General features: G+C 63.7%; 20 protein-coding genes. 12 read left to right on the forward strand and 8 right to left on the reverse strand.

Annotated features, from left to right (window positions below; all coding sequences use genetic code 11):
* The first annotated feature begins 36 nt into the window (after nt 1-36).
* Entirely contained in the window at nt 37-822 is a 786-nt protein-coding gene (locus OA2633_RS09120; protein WP_009802248.1) for a succinate dehydrogenase iron-sulfur subunit, read from the forward strand.
* Nucleotides 823-880: 58 nt separating this feature from the next.
* Here OA2633_RS09120 and OA2633_RS09125 read toward each other — a convergent pair whose 3' ends face one another.
* The 4 genes from OA2633_RS09125 to OA2633_RS09140 form a co-directional block, all read right to left on the reverse strand.
* Complete coding sequence (locus OA2633_RS09125) at nt 881-1,618, reverse strand: GDYXXLXY domain-containing protein (RefSeq protein ID WP_009802249.1); 738 nt, start codon at nt 1,616-1,618, stop codon at nt 881-883.
* Nucleotides 1,615-2,739 (reverse strand): DUF2157 domain-containing protein, encoded by a 1,125-nt coding sequence (locus tag OA2633_RS09130; protein WP_009802250.1) that lies wholly within the window; start codon nt 2,737-2,739, stop codon nt 1,615-1,617. Before OA2633_RS09130 ends, OA2633_RS09125 begins: the two co-directional genes overlap by 4 nt.
* A gap of 89 nt (nt 2,740-2,828) precedes the next feature.
* Entirely contained in the window at nt 2,829-3,665 is an 837-nt protein-coding gene (locus OA2633_RS09135) for a 1-acyl-sn-glycerol-3-phosphate acyltransferase (protein WP_009802251.1), read from the reverse strand.
* A gap of 14 nt (nt 3,666-3,679) precedes the next feature.
* Entirely contained in the window at nt 3,680-4,039 is a 360-nt protein-coding gene (locus tag OA2633_RS09140; RefSeq protein ID WP_009802252.1) for a helix-turn-helix transcriptional regulator, read from the reverse strand.
* A gap of 75 nt (nt 4,040-4,114) precedes the next feature.
* Here OA2633_RS09140 and OA2633_RS09145 point away from each other — a divergent pair, with 75 nt between their 5' ends.
* Together OA2633_RS09145 and arsB are read left to right on the forward strand one after the other, a co-directional pair.
* Nucleotides 4,115-4,594, forward strand: a complete 480-nt coding sequence (locus OA2633_RS09145; RefSeq protein WP_040612585.1) for an arsenate reductase ArsC — start codon at nt 4,115-4,117, stop codon at nt 4,592-4,594.
* The gene (arsB, locus tag OA2633_RS09150) at nt 4,594-5,670 is read left to right on the forward strand and encodes an ACR3 family arsenite efflux transporter (protein WP_009802254.1); all 1,077 of its coding nucleotides are present in this window, start codon (nt 4,594-4,596) and stop codon (nt 5,668-5,670) included. The genes OA2633_RS09145 and arsB overlap by 1 nt, the downstream gene beginning before the upstream one ends.
* A gap of 65 nt (nt 5,671-5,735) precedes the next feature.
* On the opposite strand, the gene OA2633_RS09155 is transcribed toward arsB, so the two are convergent.
* On the reverse strand, nt 5,736-9,185 hold the full coding sequence (locus OA2633_RS09155; protein WP_040612587.1) for an autotransporter outer membrane beta-barrel domain-containing protein: 3,450 nt from the start codon (nt 9,183-9,185) through the stop codon (nt 5,736-5,738).
* A 124-nt stretch (nt 9,186-9,309) separates the two neighbouring features.
* Here OA2633_RS09155 and OA2633_RS09160 point away from each other — a divergent pair, with 124 nt between their 5' ends.
* The 3 genes from OA2633_RS09160 to OA2633_RS09170 all read left to right on the forward strand — a co-directional run bounded on the left by OA2633_RS09160 (nt 9,310) and on the right by OA2633_RS09170 (nt 11,760).
* Nucleotides 9,310-9,780: a hypothetical protein gene (locus OA2633_RS09160; protein WP_009802256.1), complete on the forward strand. Its 471-nt coding sequence runs from the start codon at nt 9,310-9,312 to the stop codon at nt 9,778-9,780.
* Nucleotides 9,780-10,139 carry a hypothetical protein gene (locus OA2633_RS09165; RefSeq protein ID WP_009802257.1) on the forward strand — a complete coding sequence of 120 codons (360 nt, stop codon included), beginning with the start codon at nt 9,780-9,782 and terminating at the stop codon, nt 10,137-10,139. The genes OA2633_RS09160 and OA2633_RS09165 overlap by 1 nt, the downstream gene beginning before the upstream one ends.
* A gap of 115 nt (nt 10,140-10,254) precedes the next feature.
* The gene (locus OA2633_RS09170) at nt 10,255-11,760 is read left to right on the forward strand and encodes a CoA-acylating methylmalonate-semialdehyde dehydrogenase (protein WP_009802258.1); all 1,506 of its coding nucleotides are present in this window, start codon (nt 10,255-10,257) and stop codon (nt 11,758-11,760) included.
* Nucleotides 11,761-11,831: 71 nt separating this feature from the next.
* Here OA2633_RS09170 and OA2633_RS09175 read toward each other — a convergent pair whose 3' ends face one another.
* Nucleotides 11,832-12,944, reverse strand: a complete 1,113-nt coding sequence (locus tag OA2633_RS09175; RefSeq protein ID WP_009802259.1) for a hypothetical protein — start codon at nt 12,942-12,944, stop codon at nt 11,832-11,834.
* A gap of 153 nt (nt 12,945-13,097) precedes the next feature.
* On the opposite strand from OA2633_RS09175, the gene OA2633_RS09180 reads away from it, so the two are divergent.
* Both OA2633_RS09180 and OA2633_RS09185 read left to right on the forward strand, forming a co-directional pair.
* The gene (locus OA2633_RS09180; RefSeq protein ID WP_009802260.1) at nt 13,098-14,240 is read left to right on the forward strand and encodes an iron-containing alcohol dehydrogenase; all 1,143 of its coding nucleotides are present in this window, start codon (nt 13,098-13,100) and stop codon (nt 14,238-14,240) included.
* Nucleotides 14,237-14,677, forward strand: coding sequence for a thioesterase family protein (locus tag OA2633_RS09185; RefSeq protein ID WP_009802261.1), 441 nt, complete (start codon nt 14,237-14,239; stop codon nt 14,675-14,677). The genes OA2633_RS09180 and OA2633_RS09185 overlap by 4 nt, the downstream gene beginning before the upstream one ends.
* On the opposite strand, the gene OA2633_RS09190 is transcribed toward OA2633_RS09185, so the two are convergent.
* Entirely contained in the window at nt 14,674-15,150 is a 477-nt protein-coding gene (locus OA2633_RS09190) for a hypothetical protein (protein WP_009802262.1), read from the reverse strand. The genes OA2633_RS09185 and OA2633_RS09190 overlap by 4 nt on opposite strands.
* Before the next feature lie 402 nt (nt 15,151-15,552).
* On the opposite strand from OA2633_RS09190, the gene zapE reads away from it, so the two are divergent.
* The 4 genes from zapE (at nt 15,553) to OA2633_RS09210 (ending at nt 19,526) form a co-directional block, all read left to right on the forward strand.
* Nucleotides 15,553-16,674 (forward strand): cell division protein ZapE, encoded by a 1,122-nt coding sequence (gene zapE / locus OA2633_RS09195; RefSeq protein WP_040612591.1) that lies wholly within the window; start codon nt 15,553-15,555, stop codon nt 16,672-16,674.
* A gap of 54 nt (nt 16,675-16,728) precedes the next feature.
* Nucleotides 16,729-17,295 (forward strand): hypothetical protein, encoded by a 567-nt coding sequence (locus tag OA2633_RS09200; RefSeq protein ID WP_009802264.1) that lies wholly within the window; start codon nt 16,729-16,731, stop codon nt 17,293-17,295.
* A gap of 126 nt (nt 17,296-17,421) precedes the next feature.
* Entirely contained in the window at nt 17,422-18,390 is a 969-nt protein-coding gene (gene mdh, locus OA2633_RS09205) for a malate dehydrogenase (RefSeq protein ID WP_009802265.1), read from the forward strand.
* A gap of 110 nt (nt 18,391-18,500) precedes the next feature.
* Nucleotides 18,501-19,526, forward strand: coding sequence for an aspartate-semialdehyde dehydrogenase (locus OA2633_RS09210; protein WP_009802266.1), 1,026 nt, complete (start codon nt 18,501-18,503; stop codon nt 19,524-19,526).
* A 208-nt stretch (nt 19,527-19,734) separates the two neighbouring features.
* Here the strand turns inward: OA2633_RS09210 and OA2633_RS09215 are convergent, their stop codons facing one another.
* Nucleotides 19,735-20,487 carry a hypothetical protein gene (locus tag OA2633_RS09215; RefSeq protein WP_009802267.1) on the reverse strand — a complete coding sequence of 251 codons (753 nt, stop codon included), beginning with the start codon at nt 20,485-20,487 and terminating at the stop codon, nt 19,735-19,737.

A 20,487-nucleotide genomic window follows, 5' to 3' on the forward strand; every position in this document is an offset into this window, starting at 1 on the left:
CACGCTCACTGGCTACTAGAAAGCGGGAACGACCCCATGGTCCAACTGACGCTGCCGAAAAACTCCCAGGTCAAAAAGGGCAAGGTGTGGCCCAAGCCCGAGGGCGCGGACGAGAAGAATCTGCGCGCCTTCAAGGTCTATCGCTACGACCCTGAAACCGGTGAGAACCCGTCCTGGGACACCTATTACGTCGACACTTCCAAGTGCGGCCCGATGATCCTGGACGCCTTGTTCTTCATCAAGAACGAGATCGACACCACTTTGGCCTTCCGCCGCTCCTGCCGCGAAGGCATTTGCGGGTCCTGCGCCATGAATATTGGCGGCCGGAACACCATCGCCTGCACCAACGGCATTGATGAGCATAACGGGACGATCACCATCGCCCCGCTGCCGCACCAGCCGGTGGTTCGCGACCTCATTCCGGACCTGACCAATTTCTACGCCCAGCTCGAATCCATCAAACCCTACCTCAAGACCGATACGCCGGAGCCCGAGAAGGAATGGAAGCAGAGCCAGGAAGACCGCGAGGAGCTGGATGGCCTGTACGAGTGCATCCTGTGCGCCTCGTGCTCGACGTCCTGCCCGTCCTATTGGTGGAACTCGGACAAGTATCTGGGTCCGGCCGCCCTGCTGCAGGCCTATCGCTGGATCGCCGACAGCCGCGATGAAGCGACCGGCGAGCGCCTTGATGATCTTGAAGACCCCTTCAAGCTCTATCGCTGCCATACCATCATGAACTGCGCCAATGTGTGCCCGAAGGGTCTGAACCCCGCCAAGGCCATCGGCAAGATCAAGGATCTGATGGTCGAGCGTCAGGTCTAGAACCCGCGATCAACCGTCGAACGCAGAACGCCCCGGTCCTCTGGCCGGGGCGTTTTCTTTATTCGTCGCGCTCCCGCACCAGTCTGGGCCCGGTCAGGGTGTCGATCACCCGCTCGCCATCGAGATAGAGGCCCTTGATGACGGCCTCGCCGGTGTCGGAGACCGACAGGATCACGCCGTATTCGGGGATATCCGCCGTAGGTTCGTCAGCAAGGTCGATATCGCCACACCGCCACGCCTGTTCAAACCCTTCAGGATCAGACTGCTGCAGATCCCGGCAATGCTCCCAGTTATCGCGCTGGCCCTGCATCTGGGTCGCGGTCTGAAAGTCATCCTGAAGCGCCAGCGCCGTCTCCGGGTCGGCGAAATACTGACGCGGCAGATCGAACCGTGCGAAGTAGACGTCCGGCGTCTCGCCTTCGGGCACATACGGCGTATGCAGATAGGCCTTCAGAACCGGGCCGCCTTGCGACAGGGCCTCTTCAGGACTCGCAAAGGCCTCGCCGGGTTGATGGAATTCGCCGGCAGGCGTCAGGGCAAAATACACCGTATCGCCAGGCTCCAGGCCTTGCTCGAGAGGCCAGCCAAGCGGCACATCGCTGGTCCCGAAATCGCGATAGCTCAAAACGGCGTAATGGCCGAAAAACACGTCGCGCGGGTCAATGGGGTAGGTCTGGAGCACCACTTCAATCCCGGACGACCGCGCCTGCTCATGGCGGACCGTCATCCAGCCCAGAAACGCGAGAATGACGGCAAGGCCCAGTCCGGCGCGCGCCAGATAAGACATCCCGATCATGACGCCTGCTCCCCTCGTTTCGCCTGACTGCGCCGGGTGACCAGCAGCAGGACGGTCAACGCGGCTCCGAAGACGATCAGGGTGAAGCCGGCGGTGACAAGGTTGGTGGAATAGGTGAACAGGATGATCGCCGCACCGATAAAGCCGACCACCCCAGCGCCGCGAAACCAGCGCCGCCCCGGCGCGGCGCCATAGGCGGTCAGGCCTGAGAAGATCGCAAGGCTGAATACGGCGATGATCGCCATGAAGCCGCTGTCCAGAACACGCTCCGTCCCTAGCCCCATCAGCAGGAACACCATGGCGGCCCAGCTGGCCCAGCCTGCAAGGCTTCTCAGCGCGAAAACCGGTCTGGCTCGCACCACGCCTTCAAGAACAATCGCGACACCCGCCCACAGGGCGAACAAGGCGTAGGCGACACGACCGTCCTTTTCCGACGTGAATTGCTCAAGCACCAGTTCGGTCAGGTTCCAGCTCGCCCAAGCGATCACGGTCAGGGCCACAATGTTGAGCACCAGAAGCGAACGCCATCTGAACCCCTGAACGCCCAGAATGGCGAGCACCGGCAGAGCCCAGATCGGCTCGGGCAGACGCGTGAGTTCGCCCGTCTCGCCAAAGTGAAACAGGCTCCATACAAGCGCCAGAAGCGCGGTTCCCGCCGCCGCCAACGGCGAGCGTTGCGTGACGCTGATCAGAAGGCCCAGCCCGGTCCACAGGCCCAGAAAGGCGGCGTTGGTGGCGCTGGCGTGATAGAGCTGGCCAATCACGATTACGCCGCCGCCGGTCAACAAGACCGCAATCGCGGCGAGGATGTTGGACGGCAGGGTCAGGGCGCGATCGCGCAGCCAGCCCGCGGACAACATGGCGGCGCTGATCAACACGCCGACAAGGCCTAGACGCATCACCCCGGTCAGGGCCGACCAGTTCGCGGCGATGACTGTCAGAACGCCCAGGCCGATGACGAGGCCCGCCAGACTGGTCAGGATGGGCGAGGAAGAGGTTGAGGGCGGCGTTTCGCCTGCATGCTCACGCAGCGTCTTCGCGGTCGCCTCGTCAATGAAGCCCTTGCGGACCCATTGCTCCAGATCCGCGCTCAAGCGCTTGATATAGGCGTCTGTTTTCATACCCGTCCCGTCGCCCGACCCGTTCAGCGTGTTCCTTACACCCTGATCATGTCACAAATGCAGGCCGTCAGGGCATAAAAGCCTGAGCCTTACGCCTGTTTGGCGAGGCCCTGGCTGCAACGACGCAGGGTCTCGCTGGCGGTCTGCTCATCTCCCGCCAGCTCGAGCGGGTCCATGGGGGCGCCAAAAAGCAGGCGATAGCGCGCGCCCTTCTTGGCCAGAAGCTCGTGAAACACGGTCATGTGGCGCAATTCCTCATGGATCAGCCCGAGCGAATAGAACCAGAGCGACATGCGCTGGCGCACGCCAAGCGAGACGACAGGCGTCCTGTATTTGCGCGCCAGGCTGAGCGCTGTGGGCTGCCAGTCGGAATCCTGCAGACTCAGGCTGCGCCAATCCCAGGCCGACATGCGGCCCGCGGGGAAGACCACGATGCAGCGCCCCTCCTGAAAGGCGGTGATGGCGCGCTTGAGCGTGTCGCGGGTCTTTTCCCGGTTGCGATGCGCCTCGCGCCACTCCACCGGGATCACCACATCCGCGAGCCCTTCACAGACGCGGATGGCGTCGCGATTGGCGAAGAACACCATGTCGGGTCGCCGCGCCTTGAGCGCCTGCCAGACTGCGATGCCGTCGGCAATGCCGCCGGGATGGTTCGCGGTGATCACGCAGGGACCGGTCTCGGGCACATGTTCGATCCCCGTCTCCACCGTCCGCATGCTCAGAAAATCCTGCGCCCAGTCCATCGCCTCCCGGCCGGACTTGTCCGCCAGCGCATCGGCAATCTCGCACGCTCTGCGATAGCCCAGCAGCGGATAGAAGATGCGCTTCACCCAGGGCCAGAGCCGGGGGTTGGCGGACAGGCGGACCGCCCGCTCCTCAATGAGCTGGTCGACAATGTGGGAGGGCAAGGGATCAGATTCTGTCATGCCGCCAGAACAGGCTAGCAGGCGGCTTTCTGCAAGCCGTTGAGATCAGAGACTGCGAGATCGCAGATTTCAGGATTGCCGTCACAGCATTCCACGATCAGGAAATTCAGAAGGCCGCTCACCGCCGGCAGGGTCGCGGAATAGTAGCGGCGGCGCCCCTCCTTGCGAACATGCAGCAAGCCCGCAGACACCAGCACGGTCAGATGCGCCGAAAGATTGCTGGGCGTCACTTGCGCCTGATCCGCCAGATCTCCTGCGGACACCCCGTCCGGCCCAGCGCTCATCACGGCGCGGAACACGGTCAGTCGCGTCTCGTGCGCCAGCGCGCCGAACTGGTTCGCGGCAAGCTCCGGGGTCAATTTCAGCTCTTTCATTTCAACTTATCCTGAAATATAGAGACCTCGCAGTATAGAGGCCCAGACAGCCCCAACCAAGCGGAGCGCCGCGTCATGAAATTATTAGTTCTGTGCACCGGGAATTCAGCGCGTTCGATCCTGGCTGAAGCCTTGTGGTCGACCCTGAGCAAGGGGAGCGTAACAGCCTACTCTGCAGGGTCAAAACCTTCCGGGACGCCCAATCCCTACGCCCTTGAGACGCTGGCGCGTCATGGCCTGCCCATCGAGGGTCTGCGCTCGAAAAGCTGGAGCGAATTCGAAGGCGATGCGGCGCCGCAGATGGATGTGGTGATCACCGTGTGCGATTCCGCCGCTTCCGAGCCCTGCCCCATCTGGCCGGGCGCCCCGGTGCGGGTGCACTGGGGTTTGCCCGATCCGGCGAGCCTGCCGGCCGGGCCGGAGGCCGAAGCCGCATTTGAAGCCACCTTCCAGGCGCTCAAGTCCCGCATCCAGGCCTGCCTCGACGCCGGCATTGTCCCGGCATCCAATGAGCAGCGTCTCGAAATCCTGAAAGCCGCGCACGAGGCCGCCTGATGAGCCGACCAGAACCCCAAGTTGACGCACGCCCGGCGGGCGGAATCGGCCTTTTTGAAAAATGGCTGTCGGTATGGGTCGGCGTCGCCATTCTTGCCGGCACGGCGCTCGGCGCGCTGGCGCCGGGCGTCTTCGCCGCTCTGGCGAGCCTGGAGATCGCCCGGGTGAACCTGCCGGTGGCCCTTCTGATCTGGCTGATGGTCTTCCCCATGATGGTCAATATTGATCTGGGAAGCCTGCGCCAGATCGGCGCACGACCCAAGGGCCTCGCAATCACGCTGGTTGTGAACTGGCTGATCAAGCCCTTCACCATGGCCGGGCTGGCCGTCCTCTTCTTCGAATTCGTGTTCGCCCCCTTCCTGCAGCCGCAGGACGCCCAGGCCTATATCGCCGGACTGATCATTCTGGGCGCAGCGCCCTGCACCGCCATGGTCTTCGTCTGGTCCCAACTGACGCGGGGAGACGCCAACTACACCCTCGTCCAGGTGGCTGCGAATGATGTGATCATGGTGTTCGCCTTCGCCCCGATCGTGGCGCTGTTACTGGGCGTGACGGAGGTCAGTGTTCCATGGAGCACGCTGCTGATCTCGGTCGGTCTTTATGTGATCGCGCCGCTGTGCGCCGGCGCAATCGTCCGCCACATGCTGACGCGCGGTCTGGCGCCGCCGGACGCTGAGGCTGCGGTTGACGCGTTCACGGCGCGGATCAAGCCGCTCTCAATTGTCGGACTGATTGCGACCGTGGTGATCCTCTTCGGTTTTCAGGGCCGCACCCTGCTGACCCAACCGGTCGTGATCGCCATGATCAGCGTGCCGCTGCTGATCCAGTCCTATGGCATCTTCGCCATCGCCTATGGCGCGGCCTGGCTGGCGCGCACCCCGTTCAGCATCGCCGCCCCCTGCGCCCTGATCGGCACATCGAACTTCTTCGAGCTGGCGGTCGCTGTGGCGATCTCGCTGTTCGGCCTGAATTCCGGCGCTGCGCTGGCCACCGTGGTGGGCGTGCTCGTGGAGGTGCCGGTCATGCTGTCGCTGGTCGCCTTCGCCAACCGGACGCAACGCTGGTTCCCGTCATAACGGTCATGAAAAAGCCGCCCCGGCCAGGCCGGGGCGGCTGATCATGGACCTGCAGGCCCGTTCGCCTAGAAGCGGAAGCGAGCGCCCACGGACAGGGTCTCGGTATCCAGAACGCCGCGACGATCGTTCAGGGAGTCATAGCTGATCGCGACAGCAAGACCGCTGTCGAGATGGGCGGTGACGCCCAGCGAGAACTCGGACCAGTCATTGTCCTCAGTGTTGACCGGATCGATCACGATCGGGCCGGAGGCCGCGTTGAGCGAAGCGATCACCGCTTCATCCGAACCGCGGGCGTCCGCCGCGATGCCGGCGTACAGGCGCGGCTCGAGCACGGCGGCGCCCAGGCGGAACTGCGTGCTCGCCGCCAGACCGACGCGGCCCACCAGCTCCACATACTCGCTGGGATCGACCGTCATGGAGGCGACAGAGCCTGATTGCTCGCCCGCGTCAAACCGGGTTTCGGACCAGGTGGCGCTCACGATCGGGGTCAGCTTCAGCGCGTCTTCCACCGGCGACAGGTCATAGGCCAGGGCGCCCGTCACGGCATTGGTGTGACCGTCCTGGCCGCCCGTGGTGCGGAAGCTCGCACCGCCGACGACCGCGGTGCGGTCGCTGTCTGCAGTGTGACCGGCATGGGAGGCGGAGAGCATCGCCGTCAGGCCGCCCTGCTGGGCCAGTGCGAAAACGCCGACCTGAAGGGTGTCCACATCGCTGCGGGCCTGACCGCCGCCCACCAGAAGGCTTTCCGCCTCGGAGTTGGCGTAACCCAGGGTCGCGCCGACGCGCAGCCAGTTCCGGGTCTGATAGTCGAACCCGACAAAGCCGTAGCTGCCTTCAAGCTCGCTGGAGCTGACATTGGTGGTGTCCAGTTCGCCGTCCGTGGCGCCGGCTGCGCCAAACAGGCGCCAGCCATTGCCCTGATCCTGGATATTCGGACCGCCCGCAGCCTGGTCGGCTGCAATCGCCAGCGAGGCGTCATCCAGACGCGCCGTCTGATCGCCGCCCATCAGCTGGGCGGTGAAGCCCGCGGCCATGGCCTGACCGGACGCTTCAGCGCGGCCCTGACCCAGCGCCACATCACGCATCTGGTTGGCGAACAGCTCGAGATGCGCCTCGGACGCCCGACGCAGCTGGTAATGCTCGTGCGGGACGAGATTCTCGAAAGCCGAGGTCAGATCCTCGCCCGACAGCAGGTCGATGGGCGCATACAGGTTGGACAGGGCGTCATAGCTGCCCTCGCGGGCATTATCGAGACGCGCGGCAATGCCGCTCTGAGCGCCGTTCTGGAACTGGGCCTGGGTGGAGAAGGATTCCGCCTCCACCGTGACGTTGACGAAACCGGCGCCATAGGTCGTGGCCAGGTAGAGCACGCCCGGCAGGTTATCGCCGTCGAACTCGCCGACGCGCTCGCCCGCGAAGCTCAGAATGCGACGCGTATCGCCATAGGTCGGCACATAGCCATCCAGCGGGTTGACCGCGATCAGACCGCCCAGCGACACATCGCCATTCACCACCAGCAGGTCAGCGCCATCCGCGCTCCAGTCAACGCCCAGCACGCCGCCGGAGGTCTGGATGTAATCGCCCTGGATGGTCAGCGAGCCGGTCTGGCCCACAGCGCCGGCCGTCACCACGCCGCCCACATTGAACAGGGCGCCGTCAAGGATCTGTCCATTGCCGACGAAGGCGTTGAGATCGAACAGGGAGACAATGCCGGAACCGCTGAGCATGCCCGTCCACAGCATCAGCTCACGGGTCAGCAAGCCGCCATTCACCTCCAGCTCGCCGGCGATGACGTTCACGCCGATCAGGCTGGTCAGATCCGTGTCCTCATTGATCACGAGACGCGCATCGCCGCCCGCCAGGGTCAGATTATCAATCTCGGCAAAGTCGAGATCGAAGGTGGTGGTGCCCGCCGCCGCGAGGGTGACGTCGAAGAACTGCGCCGGATCCTCGAAGGCCGGCGCGTTCGGGCGGCCATAATAATTGCTCGGGACAAAGCCGGTGTAACCGGGCCCGGTCAGGGTCTGGATCAGGCCGGACACCGTCTGGGCGGTCGCCGCTTCCGGAGCGGCCCATGCAGAGCCGGCGGCGCCGTCGCGCAGACCTTCAGGCAAGGTCGCCACGACACCGTTCGCAGCAAAGTTGACGAGGCCGCCGCCAATGCCGGCGCCGGTTCCGGCCGGATTATCGCCGGTATCGGTGTCCGCGACCGGGGTGTCGAAAACGATGCCCTCGATCGGGCGACGCTGGCCCAGACCGCCTTCGTCGCCATCGGGCAGACCGTTCACGATCTCGCCGTCCTCGTTGTAGACGAAATAGTTCGGATCGAGCCCCTGCACCCAGTGGTCGCCATCGGACCACAGGCCGTCGCCCGCCATCGCGCTGACGTATTTGTAGGGGTTATTCTCGCTGATCCACTGATGGTAGGTGAACAGCGGATTGTAATAGCTGACCTCGCCATAGCTCTGGCCGGAGCTGTGGAAGAAGCCGTCCACAAAGCCGCCCGACAGCACGCCCAGGATCAACGGATTATTGAAGAGGTTCATGGCCATCAGCGGACCGCCGGAATCCCCGCCGCCGGTCGCGACTTCATTCGGCAGCGCGTCGCCCGGGAAATAGTCGATCGACGGGCCAGGCAGCACCACGGTGTCGCCGTCCAGACGCACGCCGTCGCCGGGGACATTGTCATCGCAGAAGATGCTGTCTTCACCCGTCGGGCCCAGATTGGCGCGGGTGCAGGTTCCGGTGCGGCCCGGAAGGTCGAAATCGGTCCAGTACAGCAGCTGGTTGTCGCTCGGCACCGGCGAGCCCGCGCCTTCTCCGGCGAGCGCCTGGAAGAAGTCGCTCTGGGAGGCCAGCAGGCCCAGCATGTTCTCGCCCGCGCGACGGCGGCCATTGATCGAGCCGATCGAGCTGTCCGAGCCGGGGTGGAAGGTGCCATAGCCGATCTGATTGACCAGAACGCCTTCATTGAAGACATCCTCGGGGATCGGGCTGAACAGCATGCCGTAGGTCGGCAGCGTGTAGAGCGGGTTGGAGAGCGCGATCATCGCCACATCCGCGGCGGGGAAGGTGTTCACGCCGTTCACTTCGCTGTCCGGGTGCATCATCAGATCCACGCCGAAGGACAAGCCGTTGAGATCATCGACGAATTGCTGGCCGGTATTGATCCAGTTGAAGAGCGGCACGAAGGTGTCCGGGCCATAGGCGATGATCGGCGTCAGCGAGCCGGGACCATCAGCGTAGACCTGTTCAGGATAGGCGTCGAAGCAGTGCGCCGCCGAGATCACGGTGCGCGCATTGATCATGGAGCCGGTGCAGTTGAACGTGATCTGCCCTGAGACCCGGTTCCACAGATAGATCTGGACGACGCCGTCCCAGCCCTGCGCAAACTGCTGGGCGCCCTCATCCCCCACATCATCGCGGAACGGGATGGCGTCTGCAGACGCGGTCATGGCCATGGCGAGCATCACGGATGAGGTCGCCGCCAGAAGCGGAGCTTTGATCGATTTCATGTGCATTCCCCGTGCGTATCGAAGCCGGCGATTTGATCGCCTGTTTTTCAGTCCGGTAAGCTACACTGGCCGACGCACAGGGAAATGCTTCATCTCACTGACACACACGCGAAAGGCGTATTCCATGCTGCTGCGTTGTATTTTTGTCTCAATCGCCGGCCTGCTCTGCGCCTGTGCGGGGGCGCCGTCCCCGGACCGGGTGCAGATACAGGGAACGCCCCCTGACAATACCCTCACGCCGCGGCTGCCCCGATCCGATCAGGGCCTGCCCCCGGACTGGTTCCTGGGCGACTGGCGCGTGGGCGCCTCAGGTTGCATGCTGCATCTGGGTCGAGGGGACGCCGAAGGCGCTTCAGGGCCGGTCGAGACGCGCGACTGCGCGCCGCCCTGGTCCGGGGCGAGCCGCTGGCGCCGACCGGCGGATGATCAGTCCCTCTTCGACATCCTGACGCCGGAGGGCGCCCTGCTCTGGCGGGCAGGCGCCATTCAACCGACCGCGATTGCAGGCGTGAATGGCGAGGGACGGCTTGTCCGCCTATACTGGGCGCAAGAGGGAACCCATGGGGGATGGGTGCGTCCCGGAGGGGAAGAATAATGATGCTGACAAGTCTGACTGTCCTTTTGACCTTCATGGCGCTGGCCGACGCGCCGCCGGAGGGCGGGGTCTATACGCTCACCACGCCTGTGCAGAGCTGCGAGATCCTGCTGGACGCCACAGCCGCGCCGCTGCCCGAGACCAATCTGGACCAGCGCGACGCCTCGGGCTTCGCCACGGCCATGCCCAGCTGCCCCGCGAGCGTCTCCCAGACGAGTTTCTGGAGCTATCGGGATGCGGATCGCACGCTGAGCCTTTTTGATCCCAGCGGCGCAAGCCTGTTCACGGGTCTGGCCAGCGAAGAGGGCTGGCGCGGCGAGATCACGGACGGCCTGCCCGCCACGCTGTCGGCGCGCTAGACGCTCACAAACGCCGCTGAGCGCTCGACAACCCGCCTTGCCGGGCGTTACACCCTGCCGCAATCAATCAAACGAGCCGGCGTCCGCGCGAGACCGGCCTGATGGAGGAAGCCCCATGTCCGCTCACCGCGATATCCACCACTTCATCAATGGCAAGGCCGTCCCCGGCGGGTCGGGTCGCTTTGGCGACGTCTACGACCCCAATACCGGCGAGGTGCAGGCCAAGGTCGCGCTGGCCAGCGTGAAGGAGCTCGATGAAGCGGTCGCCATCGCCAAGGCGGCGCAGCCGGACTGGGCGGCGGTGAACCCGCAGCGCCGCGCCCGCGTCATGTTCAAGTTCAAGCAACTGCTCGAAGAGAACATGGACGAGCTGGCGGTGCTGCTGTCGTCCGAACACGGCAAGGTCGTCGCCGACGCCAAGGGCGATGTGCAACGCGGCCTCGAAGTGATCGAGTTCGCCTGCGGCGTGCCGCACCTGATGAAGGGCGAATACACCGAAGGCGCCGGCCCGGGCATCGACGTCTATTCCATGCGTCAGGCCCTGGGCGTGGTGGCGGGCATCACCCCGTTCAACTTCCCCGCCATGATCCCGATGTGGATGTTCGGCGTGGCCATCGCCTGCGGCAATGCCTTCATTCTCAAACCGTCCGAGAAGGACCCGTCCGTGCCGGTGCGCCTGGCCGAACTGATGAAGGAAGCGGGCCTGCCCGACGGCATCCTGAACGTTGTCCATGGCGACAAGGAAGCGGTGGACGCCATTCTTGATCACCCCGATATCAAGGCGGTGAGCTTTGTGGGCAGCTCCGACATCGCCCAGTACGTCTATTCGCGCGGCACGGCGAACGCCAAGCGCGTGCAGGCCATGGGCGGCGCCAAGAACCACGGCATCATCCTGCCCGACGCCGATCTCGATCAGGTCGTGCAGGACCTCGTCGGTTCGGCCTATGGCTCGGCGGGCGAGCGCTGCATGGCGCTGCCTGTCGCGGTTCCGGTCGGTGATGACACCGCCGACCGCCTGCTGGAAAAGCTGATCCCGGAAATCGAGAAGCTGACCCCCGGCGCCTCCACCGATCCCGAGGCCCAGTACGGTCCGGTCGTCTCCCAGGCGCACAAGGAAAAGGTCGAGAACTACATCCAGATGGGCGTGGACGAGGGCGCGAAGCTCTTGATCGACGGTCGGAACTTCAAGCTGCAAGGCCATGAGAGCGGCTATTTCATCGGCCCGTCCCTGTTTGACCATGTCACCGCCGACATGAAGACCTATCAGGAAGAAATCTTTGGCCCCGTGCTGCAGATCGTGCGCGCCAAGGACCTTGAAGAGGCCGCCAAGCTGCCGAGCGAGCACCAGTACGGCAATGGCGTGGCGATCTTCACTCGCAACGGCCTCGCCGCGCGGGAATTCGCCTCCAAGGTCAATGTGGGCATGGTCGGCGTGAACGTGCCGATCCCGGTGCCGGTGGCCTATCACACCTTTGGCGGCTGGAAGCGGTCTTCGTTCGGCGACGCCAACCAGCACGGCATGGAAGGCGTGCGCTTCTTCACCAAGATCAAGACGGTGACCCAGCGCTGGCCGTCCGGTCAGGTGTCCGATCAGGCCTTCATCATCCCGACGATGGACTAGGGGTCTAGTCCTGAACATGAAAAAGCCGGCGGAGCGATCCGCCGGCTTTTTTGTGGGCCCGGACGGACAGCCTACCGCTTGTGCGCGTCGCGGATCGCCTGCATGTGCTCGACCGCACGGGGTTTGCCCTTGCCGCCGCAGAACTTGTACTCCTGCGTGCCCTCGGTGACGATCACATCGGTGTCGAGCGCTGCGGTGGTGGCGTAGGTGAAGCCCGCGGGCAGCTTCTTGTAGATCGGCGTGAAATCGCGACCGGCGGTGCTCTCATACAGCGCCTTGATGGAATCCACGACGAAATAGGTTTCCTGAAAATCGCTGATCACATAGTCGGTGCGCATGACCCGCTCGGGCACCATCTTGATGCGGTGCGGGCTGTCGGAGTAGAGCGAGAACAGGGTCTCGTCCGGGCTCGACAGAATGCCCGCGCCATAGACGCGCAATTCGCCCTCTTCCAGGATCAGGCCGAACTCCACCGTGTACCAGTAGACCGAGCCGAAATTCTTCAGGCGGTTATACTCGATCGCCCGACGCCCGCCCGCGCCATAGGCTTGGATGTAGTCGGCGAAGAACGGGTTCATCAGCATCGGCACATGGCCGAAAATGTCGTGGAAGGTGTCCGGCTCCTGCAGGTAGAAGAGGTCGTCCTCCACCGCCGTGTATTCGACGAATTCCGGCGCGCGGCCTTCATTGGCCTCTTTCACCTTTTTCGTTTTCGGATTGCCGCCGCGAATGAAAACGCCCGCCGGGAAGCGGCGGTTCTCCAGGTGCCAGAAGAAGATGTTGTCCGGGATCAGCTCGGGCACCGGCACCACTGTCCAGCCCGTGGCGGGCTTGAGGATGGCGTTGATGTCGTCAAAGCTGGGGATGCCGTCCTTGAAGAGGTGCTCGAGCTGCTCGAAGCCTTCCATGAAGTCCTTGCAGGCTCGGCCCGGCAGCATCTTGCGCTGGTTCTCGAACAGGAGACGCCAGCGCGCGTGTTCGGCGGGCGTGTAGTCGGGCTGGCGCTTGAGCTGCCAGCTGTCGGCGATGAAATCGCTCTCGTCCAGACGATAGCCTTCAGGCCGGATGGCGTAGCGATAGAGCGCCCCGCCGGGCCCCGTCAGTCCATTGCCGGCGTCCTGCACCAGCGGGTCGTAATAGGCGCGACCCATATCCGGGATGGATGTGGACACTTCGTCGAGCATACTCGCCTCCTATGGCTGGCCAGCCGGGCTGGTCTGAGTGAAAAGAACAGGCATACTGTGCCCGTTTCGAGGGTCCGCATAAAGAGACCCCGCTCATAACACACGCGACGCATCCGCGCAGTGCGAGCCCGCAGACGGGAGGAGCCGACGGCCATGACCACCGCTTTCACCTTCACGACAGTCCCCAAAACCCTGTTCCAGCCTGGCTCGAGCGCACGGCTCGCGGAAACCGCCGCCCCGGCGCTCAAGGGCGCCCAGCGCATCCTCTTTGTCACCGATCAGGGCGTCCTGAAGGCGGGACTGGCCGATGCGGCGCTGGCGGGCCTGAAGGATGCGGGCCTTCAGGTGCATGTCTATGACAAGGTGGTCGCCGACCCGCCCGAAAGCACCGTCTTCGAAGCTGTGGCGGAAGGTCAGGAATTTGGCGCCGAGGCCGTGATCGGCTTTGGCGGCGGCAGCCCGATGGACACGGCGAAAGTGGTCGCGCTCCTTTTGTCCGGCGAGCAATCCCTGTCCACGATGTATGGCGTGCAGCAGGTCAGGGCGAACCGTCCGCCGCTGATCCTGCTGCCCACCACGGCGGGCACCGGCTCGGAAGTGACCAATGTGGCGGTGCTGACCACGGGCGCGACCTCCAAACGCGGCATCGCGGCTGATCCTCTGTATGCGGACATGGCGATCCTGGATCCCGATCTCACGCTGGGCCTGCCCAAGCATCCCACCGCCTATACCGGCATTGACGCCATGGTTCACGCCATCGAGGCCTTCACCAATCGCCGCTCGAAAAACCCCATGTCGGACGCCCTGGCGCTGACCGCGCTGAAGCTGCTGCATGGCTCGATCCTGCGTGCCTGTGAGGACGGGTCGGACCGTGAGGCGCGCGGCGACATGCTGCTGGGCGCCATGCTGGCGGGTCAGGCCTTCTCCAACTCGCCCTGCGCCGGGGTGCACGCCATGGCCTATCCGCTGGGCGGCATGTTCCATGTTCCGCACGGGCTTTCGAACGCCGTCGTGCTGCCGCCCGTGCTGCGCTACAACGCGCCTTCCTCCGAAGATCAGTATGCGGAAATTTCCTCGCATCTGGGCCTCAAGCCGGGCTCCTCGGGCCTGATCGACGAGATGGACCGCATCGCCGAGGCCGTGGGCATCGAGCGCCGCCTGTCGGAACTGGGCATCAGCCATAATGACGTGCCGAAAATGGCGGAGGACGTGGCCGCCAATGATCGCCTCCTGCCGAACAATCCGCGCGAGATGACCTATGATTCCATCGTCGCGATGTATGAGGAAATCCTGTGAGCGCTGAGCGTCAGGCCCCGGCCAGACGGGCGGATTTCAAGCAGTTCGAACCCATCGAGACCCGCTGGGCGGACAATGATGTCTACGGCCATGTCAACAATGTGGTCTATTACGGCTTCTTCGACACCGCCGTGAACCGGCGGCTGGCGCGGGCGGGCCTTCTCGACATCGAGCACGGCGAGACCATCGGCCTCGTGGTGGAGACCGGCTGCCGCTATCACGCCGCCACGGCCTTTCCGGATGCTCTGGAAGCGGGGGTGAAGGTGGCGCGGATCGGCTCAAGCTCGGTGCGCTATGAGATCGCCATCTTCAAGGCGGGCGAGGACACCGCCGCCGCCGAGGGCTTCTTCGTGCATGTCTATGTGGACCGTCAGACCCGTCGCCCGAAGCCGCTGCCCGAGGCTTGGCGGTCGGAGCTGGAAGGCTGGATGGTCTAGACGGGCGACAGCATGGGGACCAGCAGTCGGACCCAGGCTGCGGCCGTCACCAGAAACATCCCGCCCCAGACAAGACTCGCCAGCATGATCATACGGTTGGCTTCCACGAGTTCAGGCAACTCACGGCGCGATAACTGTCGGAGCGCCAGACGGTCGAAGGGCCAGCTCACCTTCTTGCGGATGCGCATGGCGATCCGGGTGATCGATTCGGCGCCAATCTGCGTCAGAAAGCCGGGAGTGGCATCCAGCAAGGCATTGAGGGTGTAAGCCATCAGACCACAGATGAGTGTCAGCACCAGCGCCAGATAGAGACCAAAATCCTGCGTCTCTGTACGCCAGACCCAGAACAGGCCCAGAATAAGTGGGAACCGGAGAATCCTGTAGGCCGTCAGGATGACGACCGTATCTCTGACAAGCATCGTTGCAGGCATGAACATAGACTTGGCGGGTTGGACCTGACGGATGAAATTCACATCACGTCGCCTGAACCCCGATCTGAGCAGGATGGGCGCAATCTCGTGACGCGGAAGCCCTATGAACTCGGTCCGCCAACGGCCTCGCCGCCAGGCGTTATGCTCGCCACGACCATAGGCGCGCCGGAGATGAAACCTTCGACCAGACCGCCTCATAATCCCCTCAGGCGCGCATCAAGATAAAAAATTCAACGCACTGGCTAGCAGCTGTCAAAACAGGCCTCAAGACGCAATCCTTCTGCAACCTCATAAGGGTATAAGCGCATCCGTCTTGGCGGGGCGGGCGCATCATTGTATCGAGGCGGCCATGCGCACCTTGCAACGTCCCGCCCTTGTCTGGCTCGCCGCCGCTGTCAGCTTTGCTCTGATCGCGACCGCAGCTCTGGTCTGGAGCCTTTGAGAATGGGTCCTGTGGACAGCCTGAAACAGGCGGTGGCCGAAGGTCGGCTGCAGCCCGATCCCGGTCAGGCTGAGATCGCCGCGCACCTTGAAGCGCTGTGTGAGGCGCTATCGGAGTGGAATGAGGGCAAGTCGGGCCTGTTCAGCAAGTCCAAACCCGCGCCCAGGGGCCTTTATCTCTATGGCGGGGTGGGCACCGGCAAATCCCTGATGATGGATCTGTTCTTTGACGCCGCCCCGGTGGCGAAGAAGCGCCGCGTCCACTTTCACCAGTTCTTGCAGGAGATTCAGGCGCGCATCACCCATGAGCGCGAGAAAAAGGATTCCGATCCCCTGCCGCGCGTCGCCAAAGCGCTGGCCAAGCAGACGCGGCTACTGTGCTTTGACGAACTGCAGGTCACCGATGTGGGCGATGCGATGATCCTGGGGCGCCTGTTTGACGGCCTGTTCGCAGAGGGTGTGGTGATGGTCGCCACTTCCAACCGGCATCCAGATGATCTCTATAAGAACGGTCTGAATCGACAGCTGTTCGAGCCCTTCATCGATCTCATCAAACAGACGCTCGATGTCCGCGAACTCGATTCCGGGCGCGATTATCGCCTCGAGCAGCTCGAAGCCGCGCCGGTCTATTACCATCCGCTGGGGTCGGAAGCGGATTCGGCGATGGATAACGCCTTCAAGCGCCTCACGCGGGGCGCCAAGGTGCAGACCTGCATTCTCGACGTGAACGGGCGCGAACTGGTGGTGCCGCGACAGGCGGCGGGTGTGGCGCGCTTCACCTTTGACGAGTTGTGCGCCAGGCCGCTGGGCCCGGCGGACTATCTGATGGTGTCGGAGACCTTCCACACCGTGATGATTGATCGCGCGCCGCTGCTGACGCCGGGCAAGCGCGACGCCGCCAAGCGTTTCGTGACGCTGATCGACGCCCTCTACGAAATCCGGACCAAGCTGATCATGAGCGCGGAAGCGGAAGCCTCCAGACTCTACCCCGAAGGCGATTACGCGTTTGAATTCCAGCGTACGGTGTCGCGCCTGATGGAGATGAGCGGGCGCGCGTATCTGGCCGCCGAGCGCCGTGTGGGCGAAAGCGACGAGGACAGCCCAGACCGCACGCATTCTGAGTGACGGGGGCCGCCTGCCAAGGCACACTTCCCAGATCATTGTCTGGGGAGACGCACCATGATCCGCATCACACTTGGCCTCACCGCCCTCGTGCTCGCGAGCGGCTGTTCGCCCGCCAGCAACACGGTCGCCGCTGAACCTGCAGCCAACGCGGCGTCAGTTGCGAGCGGATTCGAGATCGCCATGAGCTATGACGCCAGCGGCTATTACCTGCCCAATGGCGGTCTTTCGGTCCATGGCTGGACGGTGGATCATCTGTTCATTGGCCACAGCACCGATTTCGAGTTCTGGCGCGAGGCGGGGTCGGCGCCTGATGAAATCCCGGTCTGGCTGAGCCTGAACCCGGTCGAGGGCGAAACCGCCACGAACGAGCTGGGGCAGACCTATTATCTTGATGCGCGACGCATCCGGCCTGACAGTCTGATCCTCACCGATGGCGCTTTCGAGTTCCGCACCCGGGATGACACGCTGGGAGACATCCTGATCTCGGGCATGATCCAGCCTGAATACCTGCACACGCCCGGAGAAATCCCCCATAGCGATGCGGCGGCGCTGGCGGTCGGAGTCGAGATGGGCGGCGAGCGCATCCGCAACGCCAGTTTTATGCACTGGCTGGGCGACTGACAGAGCTCAGAGCGGTCTTCTCCCTTCTGCGCATTGCACTTCTGCGCCGAGGGGCGTAAATCAGGCCCACCTGTCTTCGCGCCTGCATCAAAGGCGCGCCCCCTCGTAAGCTTGAGGAGTATTTCCATGGCTCGCAAAAAGATCGCCCTTATCGGCGCCGGCATGATCGGCGGCACCCTGGCTCATATCGCCGCTCGTGAAGAGCTGGGCGATGTGGTCCTGATGGACCTCAATGAAGGCACCGCCAAGGGCAAGGCGCTGGATCTGTGCGAAGCCAGCCCCGTCTTCGGCAAGGACAGCCATCTGACGGGCGGTTCGGTGGAAGACTATTCCGCCATTGAAGGCGCGGATGTGTGCATCGTCACCGCCGGCGTGCCGCGCAAGCCGGGCATGTCCCGCGACGACCTTCTGGAAATCAACCTCAAGGTCATGAAGTCGGTTGGCGAAGGCATCAAGAAGTTCGCCCCGAACGCCTTTGTGATCTGCATCACCAACCCGCTGGACGCCATGGTCTGGGCGCTGCGCGAATTTTCCGGCCTGCCCCACAACAAGGTGGTCGGCATGGCGGGCGTTCTGGACGCCGCGCGCTTCCGCTGGTTCCTGGCCGAAGAGTTCAACGTGTCGGTCGAAGACGTCACCGCCTTCGTGATGGGCGGCCATGGCGACACCATGGTGCCGCTGACCCGTTACTCCACCGTCGCCGGCATCCCGGTGCCGGACATGGTGAAAATGGGCTGGTCGTCTGACGAGAAGATCGACGCCATCGTCGACCGCACCCGCAAGGGCGGCGGCGAGATCGTCGGCCTTCTGGGCAATGGCTCGGCCTTCTACGCCCCGGCGGAAAGCGCCATCGCCATGGCCAAATCCTATCTCAACGACAAGAAGCGCATCCTGCCCTGCGCCGCGCACCTGACCGGCCAGTTCGGCGTGGACGGCCTGTATGTGGGCGTGCCGATCCAGATCGGCGCCAATGGCGTGGAGAAGGTCGTCGAGATCGAGCTGAACAAGGACGAACAGGCCATGTTCGACCATTCGGTCGATTCCGTGAAAGGCCTTGTGGAAGCGTGCAAGAAGATTGATCCCAGCCTGGCCTAAGGTCTGGTCGATCCGGTGTGAAAACCCCCGGGGCCAGACCGGCCCCGGGGGTTTTTCTTTGTCTGAGCCTGCGTCATTGTGCAGAGCAATATCATCTGAAGGAGAGATCCATGGGTCTCAACGTCGCCGTTCTGGGCGCCACGGGCGCTGTCGGTCAGGAAATGCTGACCATCCTCGAGGAACGCCTCTTCCCCGCCGAAACCGTCTACGCGCTCGCGAGCCGCAAATCCGTGGGCCGCGAAGTCTCCTATGGCGACAAGACCCTGACCATCAAGGACGCGGACACGTTCGACTATTCCACCGTCGACATCGTGCTGATGAGTGCGGGCGGGGATGTGTCGCGCGAGATGTCGCCGAAGATCGCCAAGGCCGGCGCGCTCGTGATCGACAATTCCAGCGCCTGGCGCATGGATCCGGACGTGCCGCTGGTCGTGCCCGAAGTGAACCCGGACACGCTCAACGAACGCCCGAAGAAGAACATCATCGCCAACCCCAATTGCTCCACCATCCAGACCGTGGTGGCGCTGAAACCCATCCATGATGCGGCGGGGATCATCCGGGCGAACTGTTCCACCTATCAGTCCACCTCTGGCGGCGGTCGCGAGGCCATGGACGAGCTGTGGAACCAGACCAAGGCGATCTACGTCAACGACCCGATCGAGCCCGAAGTCTTCCCCAAGCAGATCGCCTTCAACGTCATCCCGAAAATCGACGTCTTCATGGAGGACGGCGCGACCAAGGAAGAGTGGAAGATGACGGTCGAGACCAAGAAAATCCTCGACCCCAAGATCAAGCTCTTCGCCACCTGCGCCCGCGTGCCGGTGTTTGTCGGCCATTGCGTCGCCGCGCATCTGGAACTGGAGAAGGAACTCTCCGCCGAGGACGCCCGCAACCTGCTGCGCGAAGCGCCGGGCCTGATGGTGATCGACCGCGCGGATGAGGACGAACCGCAATTCGTCACCCCGGTGGAAAGCGTCGGTGAGTTCGCCACCTTCGTCAGCCGCATCCGCAACGACCCCACGGTCGAGAACGGTCTCGCCATGTGGATCGTGTCCGACAATCTGCGCAAGGGCGCAGCCCTGAACGCCGTCCAGATCGCTGAAGTAGTGGTCAACAAGGGCTGGCTGAAGAAGTAGGGCTGACTTCCCCCTCTCCCCCTTCGAAGGGGGAAAGGTTGGTTTTCAAAAGCGATTGAAATCCCGGGCGAGCGTCAGCGAAAACCCGGGACCTCCCTCCGCTAACAGCACCCTATCCTGACAGAGACCCCGGCCCGGCGCTGCGCTTGGCCGGGGTTTCACGTTCTGGAATACACGCACCGCTCGGCCTACGGACCGAGAGGGAGACCTAACGCACCTTGGACAGCGCCAGATCACGGGCCAGCCGCAGATCGGGATCGGCAGTGTTTTCCAGCACGAAATGATCCACCGACAGATCAAGCTCCAGCGCACGAATAGCCGCCGACTGGGCTTCCCACTGACCGCCCACGGGCCAGCCGCAGCCTTCGGAGGGGAAGGCGGAAACGCGCAGGGGCAGAGAGCCTGTCAGGCAGGCATAGGCCTCGAACGGCTTCTCGATGGCTTCCGGCACATGGATCGGGCTGATCGGCACGCCGTCATAGATCTCACCGCGATCCTCGGTGCCGTTCATGATGGCGTAGTCGCGTTCGGTCAGAAGCGTCGCCCAAACCCGCACCGAGCCGCCAGGGCGCTCCACCAGCGTGGCCGGGATCGAGCCATAGACGGCGATGCGGTTGGCGTAGGCGACCACATGATCCGGCACGCTGATCTGTATGACCGGAATGGCGACATCATCGAGATGGTCGCGGAATTTGCGGCGCAATTGCGCGGGCGCGGCGTTCGACCCCACCGCCGCCACGGCGTGATAGGCGCCGCGCTCAAACTCGGCGAGGCGCTGTTCGCCCAGCGCGGACGCCATGCGCATCGGCCCCTTGGCGTGATCAATGATCCAGTCGCCGAACCCGCCCTGGGTCTGCATCAAGGGCCAGGTCGCGCCATCCAGAAAGATGAAGGGCGTTTGCGGACGCGGGAAGGGATAGCTCAGCGCCCATTGCAGATGCAGGGTATCGGTATCGATCAT

Origin of the sequence: Oceanicaulis sp. HTCC2633, assembly GCF_000152745.1 — a bacterium.
GTDB lineage: Bacteria > Pseudomonadota > Alphaproteobacteria > Caulobacterales > Maricaulaceae > Oceanicaulis.

Excerpts from the sequence above, each read along its gene's own strand:
- OA2633_RS09120 (WP_009802248.1), top strand. The coding sequence starts at position 37 with ATGGTCCAACTGACGCTGCCGAAAAACTCCCAGGTCAAAAAGGGCAAG.
- OA2633_RS09125 (WP_009802249.1), bottom strand. The coding sequence starts at position 1,618 with ATGATCGGGATGTCTTATCTGGCGCGCGCCGGACTGGGCCTTGCCGTC.
- OA2633_RS09130 (WP_009802250.1), bottom strand. The coding sequence starts at position 2,739 with ATGAAAACAGACGCCTATATCAAGCGCTTGAGCGCGGATCTGGAGCAA.
- OA2633_RS09135 (WP_009802251.1), bottom strand. The coding sequence starts at position 3,665 with ATGACAGAATCTGATCCCTTGCCCTCCCACATTGTCGACCAGCTCATT.
- OA2633_RS09140 (WP_009802252.1), bottom strand. The coding sequence starts at position 4,039 with ATGAAAGAGCTGAAATTGACCCCGGAGCTTGCCGCGAACCAGTTCGGC.
- OA2633_RS09145 (WP_040612585.1), top strand. The coding sequence starts at position 4,115 with ATGAAATTATTAGTTCTGTGCACCGGGAATTCAGCGCGTTCGATCCTG.
- arsB (WP_009802254.1), top strand. The coding sequence starts at position 4,594 with ATGAGCCGACCAGAACCCCAAGTTGACGCACGCCCGGCGGGCGGAATC.
- OA2633_RS09155 (WP_040612587.1), bottom strand. The coding sequence starts at position 9,185 with ATGAAATCGATCAAAGCTCCGCTTCTGGCGGCGACCTCATCCGTGATG.
- OA2633_RS09160 (WP_009802256.1), top strand. The coding sequence starts at position 9,310 with ATGCTGCTGCGTTGTATTTTTGTCTCAATCGCCGGCCTGCTCTGCGCC.
- OA2633_RS09165 (WP_009802257.1), top strand. The coding sequence starts at position 9,780 with ATGATGCTGACAAGTCTGACTGTCCTTTTGACCTTCATGGCGCTGGCC.
- OA2633_RS09170 (WP_009802258.1), top strand. The coding sequence starts at position 10,255 with ATGTCCGCTCACCGCGATATCCACCACTTCATCAATGGCAAGGCCGTC.
- OA2633_RS09175 (WP_009802259.1), bottom strand. The coding sequence starts at position 12,944 with ATGCTCGACGAAGTGTCCACATCCATCCCGGATATGGGTCGCGCCTAT.
- OA2633_RS09180 (WP_009802260.1), top strand. The coding sequence starts at position 13,098 with ATGACCACCGCTTTCACCTTCACGACAGTCCCCAAAACCCTGTTCCAG.
- zapE (WP_040612591.1), top strand. The coding sequence starts at position 15,553 with ATGGGTCCTGTGGACAGCCTGAAACAGGCGGTGGCCGAAGGTCGGCTG.
- OA2633_RS09200 (WP_009802264.1), top strand. The coding sequence starts at position 16,729 with ATGATCCGCATCACACTTGGCCTCACCGCCCTCGTGCTCGCGAGCGGC.
- mdh (WP_009802265.1), top strand. The coding sequence starts at position 17,422 with ATGGCTCGCAAAAAGATCGCCCTTATCGGCGCCGGCATGATCGGCGGC.
- OA2633_RS09210 (WP_009802266.1), top strand. The coding sequence starts at position 18,501 with ATGGGTCTCAACGTCGCCGTTCTGGGCGCCACGGGCGCTGTCGGTCAG.
- OA2633_RS09215 (WP_009802267.1), bottom strand. The coding sequence starts at position 20,487 with ATGATCGATACCGATACCCTGCATCTGCAATGGGCGCTGAGCTATCCC.